At 67.8% G+C, this 394-nt stretch carries 1 protein-coding gene; it reads left to right on the top strand.

Annotated elements, in window-relative coordinates:
- Positions 1-394 (top strand): amidase (locus tag EOC94_RS33840; RefSeq protein WP_148128482.1); only part of this gene is annotated, 394 nt, incomplete at both ends.

Genomic DNA, 394 nt, shown 5'->3' with positions numbered 1-394 from the left:
GGCCCGTACCGGGGCGCTCGAGGGGCTGCCGATCGGCATCAAGGACGAGAGCTACATCAAGGACAAGCCGACCTCGCACGGCTCGCTGCTGTCCCGGGATGCCATCGGTGGCCATACGTCGACGATGAACGAGCGCATCATCAAGGCCGGAGGCATTGTCCATGCCCGCACGGCGACGCCTGAATTCAGCTGCGCCGGCTACACCTGGTCGAAACGCTGGGGCGTGACGCGCAATCCGTGGAACCCGGATTTCACGCCCGGCGGTTCGTCCGGCGGTGCCGCGGCGACGCTGGCGTCCGGCACGTCGTCGATCGCCACCGGCTCGGACATTGCCGGGTCGATCCGAATTCCCGCGTCGGCCTGCGGTCTTGTCGGCTTCAAGCCGCCTTACGGG

This window comes from Mesorhizobium sp. M6A.T.Ce.TU.016.01.1.1, from assembly GCF_003997065.1.
In the GTDB taxonomy this organism is placed as follows: domain Bacteria; phylum Pseudomonadota; class Alphaproteobacteria; order Rhizobiales; family Rhizobiaceae; genus Mesorhizobium; species Mesorhizobium mediterraneum.
Note: the sequence above shows the minus strand (reverse complement) of the source record. Positions and strands in the feature narration are given on the sequence as shown.